The following is a 408-nucleotide window of genomic DNA, read 5'->3' as shown; positions in this document are numbered from 1 at the left end:
GGGATGGCCTGGTTCTCGGCGTATCTGCCGGCCGGGACCGCTGCGGGGATCTGGGACCGGACCACCGCGGCCGCCCGGGCGCTGCAGGGCCCCGCGGAGGCCCGGACGCTGACCCAGCTGCGCGCCGACATCGCCGCCACCTGGCTCCTCACCACCGGCACCGGCACCGGCACCACCGGGAACGTCGGCGGTGCGGCCGGCACCGGAGTGGGCGGGTTTGAGGTCGGGGACCTGATGGCCGGGCATGGGGGTGTGCCGTCGCCGCGGGCGCAGGTGCTGATTACCGTCCCGGTCCTGTCCCTGCTGGGCGTGACCGGGGAACCGGCGGTCCTGGATGGGTACGGGCCGATCCCGCCCTCGATGGCCCGGCGCCTGGTCGCCGACGGCGCCGGGTCGTTTTACCGGGTG

General features: G+C 76.0%; 1 pseudogene. It reads left to right on the top strand.

Annotated elements, in window-relative coordinates:
- Nucleotides 1-408: pseudogene (locus BJQ90_RS22375) on the top strand (endonuclease); the annotation flags it as partial.

Source organism: Arthrobacter sp. SO3 (assembly GCF_020532825.1).
GTDB lineage: Bacteria > Actinomycetota > Actinomycetes > Actinomycetales > Micrococcaceae > Arthrobacter.
Note: the sequence above shows the minus strand (reverse complement) of the source record. Positions and strands in the feature narration are given on the sequence as shown.